This window comes from Paraburkholderia elongata (assembly GCF_013177735.1).
Lineage (GTDB): Bacteria > Pseudomonadota > Gammaproteobacteria > Burkholderiales > Burkholderiaceae > Paraburkholderia > Paraburkholderia elongata.
The window spans coordinates 1-4,349 of record NZ_WOEZ01000025.1 but is presented as its reverse complement, the minus strand read 5'-3'; the positions used below and the strand labels follow the sequence as shown (position 1 = coordinate 4,349).

The following is a 4,349-nucleotide window of genomic DNA, read 5'->3' as shown; positions in this document are numbered from 1 at the left end:
AAGAGCACGATCCGTTATGCGAAGTCTATCGTTGCTGAGGCGCTACCCGGAGTCCCAAAAATTCGGGCGATCGCACCTGGGAACGACAGACAAACCATGCATAATCCCGGGGCGTCCATAATACGTGGATTCGACCACGACGCCTGCCAGCCCGGCTCGCCACGGGGCAAGGAACGCCAGAATCCTTGCCAGGTCGTTCGGCAGCCGCTTCTCGGCGACCACGCGGTCCGTTTCGTCGATCACACTCACCACGCTGTTGTTCGAATGCAGGTCAATGCCGCTATAGTTCATGATGACCTCCTTCCGGTTAAAGCGGTTTTGGCAAACTCACTTTAACCCCGTCGCCCGGCAGGGCGGCGGCAGGAGGTCCGCTAGATGATTTTCAATCGATACCGGATATTCACATTCACTCCCAGATGCACTCGCGAGCCGAGACAGCTTAATTCCAAAGCTTTCGCGAACCTGACGGATGTCGACGTTGTCATTTAGGGCGGATTGCGGGGAAAAATTGAGTGCGTTAGGCTTCGCCGTTGCGGGAGTCACACAAAAACCCTTGGGGACATGATGCTTCTAAAGACTTCGTTGGCAGCAGGCATGACGCTCGTTGCGTCGGCAATATTCAACTTTAATAACGCGTGCGCCGATGAAGGCATGTGGCAGCCGCCACAACTCCCAAGCCTGGCTGGCCAACTTGAACAACGCGGGCTGGCTCTTGATCCCAAACAACTCTCGACGCTGACGTCATGGCCGCTCGATGCGGTCGTCAGCCTTGGGTTTTGTACGGCATCCTTCGTTTCACCGGATGGCTTGATTGTGACGAATCACCACTGCGGATATTCTGCCTTGCAATACAACTCCACGCCGCAAAAGAATCTGATCAACGACGGATTTCTCGCGCGCGCCAAGGGAGACGAACTGCCGGCCGACCCAACCCAACGTGTCTACGTGACGGAGCAGATCAGCGACGTCACGGATCGGATAAACGCTGCGCTCAAGCCGGAGATGGGCGGCTATGCGCGCTTCGTTGCCATCGATCAGGCAAAAAAGCGTCTCGTACAAGCCTGCGAGCAACCGGGCTATCGTTGCGACGTGTACACCTTCAGCGAGGGTTATGACTATCAGCTCATCAGGCAGAAGGAACTGCGAGACATACGTCTCGTCTATGCGCCGCCGTTATCCATCGGCAACTACGGCGGCGACGTCGACAACTTTATGTGGCCGCGTCACACGGGTGACTTCAGCTTTCTGCGAGCTTACGTCGCGAAGGACGGCAGTTCTGCTTCGTACTCGAAGGGCAACGTGCCCTATCGCCCGAGGCACTGGCTTACGGTCAATCCGAAAGGTGTGCGCGCCGGCGACTTTGTGATGGCCGCGGGCTATCCGTGGCGGACAGACCGCTACCGACTGGCCGACGAATTGCAAAGCACGATTGATTTGCAATACCCCGCCAAGGTCAGCGCCTACAAGGACCTGGTCGCGATGCTCGACACCGCAGGCAAGACCCATCCGGACGTCGGCGTCAAATACGCGGACTTCATCGCGAACCTGAACAACGCGATGAAGTACTATCAGGGCAATCTCGATGGGCTGGCGCGCAGCAACGCACTTGCCGTGAAGCGTTCCCAGGAAGCCGCGCTCGATCAGTGGCTCGCTCAGCAAAAGCCCGGCGGCGCACTCGACGGCGCCGCGTTGCAGGCGGGCGTCGCGAATCTGCGCCAGCTCGTCGATGCACAGTTGAAATTGAGTGACCGTGATCTCGTGTTGTATATCATGCAATTTAACGGGCTGTTTCACGCGTCCTATCAGATCGTGCGTCTCGCACAGGAAAAGCAGAAGCCCAACCTCGCGCGCGAAGACGGCTTTCAAAAGCGCGATGAAATCAGCTTGCTCGGCGAGCAGCAACGGCTCGATCGCCGTTTCGATCCGGGTGTCGATCAGCAGATGTTAGTCTACGACCTGCAACGCTACGTAAAGCTGCCGTCCGATCAGCGTCTGCCGGCACTCGACCGATGGCTTGACGGCGCCAGCGACGAAGCCGCCTTGACGCGGAGAGTCGCGACGCTTTATGCCGGTACCAGGCTGACCGACACCACCGCGCGGGTAGCCTGGCTGTCAGCAACGCCCGCGCAGATACACGCGAGCAACGATACGTGGATCGAGCTGATGCGCGACCTGATGCCCGATCTGCTTGCCTGTGAGCACGAGGAGAAGACGTTTGAGGGCAACGAATCCGCTGCCCGCTCCGGATACATGGCTGCGCTGGTTGCGTTCAACGCATCGCACGGGTTGCCGGTCTATCACGATGCGAACAAGTCGCTGCGCGTCACTTTCGGCACGGTACAGGGCTACAAGCCACGTGACGCGGTCGAATACGTGCCGTTCACGACCGCCGACGGCATCGTCCAGAAAGACACCAGGGTCGAGCCGTTCAACGCGCCGCCAGCGGAACTATCGGCGATTCGAATCAAGGCGTTCGACGGGTTCGCTTCGGCGGAGAACGGCATGCTGCCCGTCGATTTCCTTGCGAACCTGGATATCACCGGTGGCAACTCCGGTTCGCCGACGCTGGACCGCAATGGCCAACTGGTCGGTCTCGCGTTCGACGGCGACTGGGAGGGCGTTAGCTCCAGCTGGCTTTTCAATCCCGATGAAACGCGCTCGATTCACGTCGATGTACGCTACATGCTGTGGGTGATGCATCACCTCGACCACGCGGACAATCTGCTCGACGAGATGCAGGTGACAACGATGCACTGATCGTACGACAGTTTGTTCATGCGGAGGGCCGACGAATATCGAAAGATTCCGGCGCGCAACGGCGTCACGCGGACCGTGCTGGAATCCGACGGTTTGGAGCAGAAGCCGAAGCGACCACTCGATTAGCTGCCGTCGCTGCCACGGAGCGCGCGCGAGTGTCCGTTTTGGAGGAGGGCGATGGACCGTTCCGGGTCGGCAGGTGACCTCTGCCGGAGACGATCATCCGTTGGCCGCGTCTTTGTTGGCGCGTGTTGGTTCGTCTCGCGAACGTGGTGGAAGATGCGCTATTGTGATAAACCGTTTTCACTGAGCGTTCATCCCAAGCGGGTCGCACCCGCGCCAGTCGCAATACACTGACTCCGAGTCGCCCACGTCGTAAGGATCCGGGACGCTCATCCAGTCCGGCTCAACGTCGCTCAACTCAACGTGGTGTGTTCGCGGATGAATCTCGATCGCCTCAATCTGCGAACGTGGTGGTGACGTTCCAGAAACCAACTGCAGGGCCCGACCGGGTTGACTTGTGCCGCACTCGGACCAACGACCTTTGGACGACCTCGCCGATCGAACATCGGTCCTTGCTCGGCCAGTTTCGGACTTGAAACAGCGACGAGTGCTGCCGCGACGCGTTCGGGCGTAGATGGAGGATACTTGCGTAGCAGCAAGCCAACGCATCCAGCCAGGATTCTGCACATGAAGACACTTTCTCTACTGACTCTTTGCGCTGCGTTGTTCTCGTTCGGCGGCGCGGCGTACGCGCAAGTCGACCAATCGGAGCCTCAGCTTCTGATCAAGACCGCGACGCAACAGATACTCGACGAGGTGCGCGCCCGAGCGATCGCGCCAGACGATATTCCCCGCATCATGGATATCGTAAACCGGGACATTCTTCCCTACACCGATTTTCGCCGCACCACGTCACTGGCGATGGGCCGTTACTGGCGGACGACTACGCCCGCGCAGCAGCAGCAACTCGTCGAACAGTTCAAGATGCTCCTGATTCACACATATTCGGGTGCTATCGGTCAGCTCCGTCCAGACCAGCGGATCGACTACCCGCCGATACACATCGCTCCAACCGATACGGACGTGGTGGTGCGCACGATTGCAACCACGAACGGTGAACCAGCAGAGATCGATTACCGGCTGTACCGCACGCCGCAGGGCTGGCGGTTGTATGACCTGAATGTACTCGGCGTCTGGCTAATCCAGACATATCGGCAGCAGTTCAGTGACAAGATCCAGGAAAGCGGCGTTGATGGTTTGATCAAGTTTCTCGCTGAGCGCAACCAGCAGCTCGCTTCGGGCAAGCAATAAGTGACCGCTGGGTATGATGGCGGCGGACGCTTACAGCAGAATGTCGGTCGCGCAATGGACGTTTCGCGGACGTGCCCGAAAGTGGCTTGAGCGGCGCCCGCGAGAGTATGGAGCCGGCGGAAATTCCCGCGGGCTGTGAAAGGTCTGGACCCGGCCATGAAGGGCCATTCGACTAGCGCCACCGAATGACCGAAGGTTGGCACACAGCCGACGTCGCGAGCGCGCGGCTAGCCGAATCGAAAGTTGCTGAGATCAATGGACACGAGCAACAAGTCGCG

Annotated in this window: 2 protein-coding genes and 1 pseudogene; 2 read left to right on the top strand and 1 reads right to left on the bottom strand. The window is 59.1% G+C overall.

Annotated features, from left to right (window positions below; translation table 11 throughout):
• Window positions 1–120 precede the first annotated feature (120 nt).
• Window positions 121–291: pseudogene (locus GNZ13_RS04475) on the bottom strand (IS110 family transposase); the annotation flags it as partial.
• A gap of 270 nt (window positions 292–561) precedes the next feature.
• On the opposite strand from GNZ13_RS04475, the gene GNZ13_RS04470 reads away from it, so the two are divergent.
• Together GNZ13_RS04470 and GNZ13_RS04465 are read left to right on the top strand one after the other, a co-directional pair.
• Window positions 562–2,757, top strand: a complete 2,196-nt coding sequence (locus GNZ13_RS04470) for a S46 family peptidase (protein WP_407945605.1) — start codon at window positions 562–564, stop codon at window positions 2,755–2,757.
• A gap of 690 nt (window positions 2,758–3,447) precedes the next feature.
• Window positions 3,448–4,071: an MlaC/ttg2D family ABC transporter substrate-binding protein gene (locus GNZ13_RS04465; protein ID WP_172160856.1), complete on the top strand. Its 624-nt coding sequence runs from the start codon at window positions 3,448–3,450 to the stop codon at window positions 4,069–4,071.
• The last annotated feature ends 278 nt before the right edge of the window (window positions 4,072–4,349 follow it).

Excerpts from the sequence above, each read along its gene's own strand:
- GNZ13_RS04470 (WP_407945605.1), top strand. The coding sequence starts at position 562 with ATGATGCTTCTAAAGACTTCGTTGGCAGCAGGCATGACGCTCGTTGCG.
- GNZ13_RS04465 (WP_172160856.1), top strand. The coding sequence starts at position 3,448 with ATGAAGACACTTTCTCTACTGACTCTTTGCGCTGCGTTGTTCTCGTTC.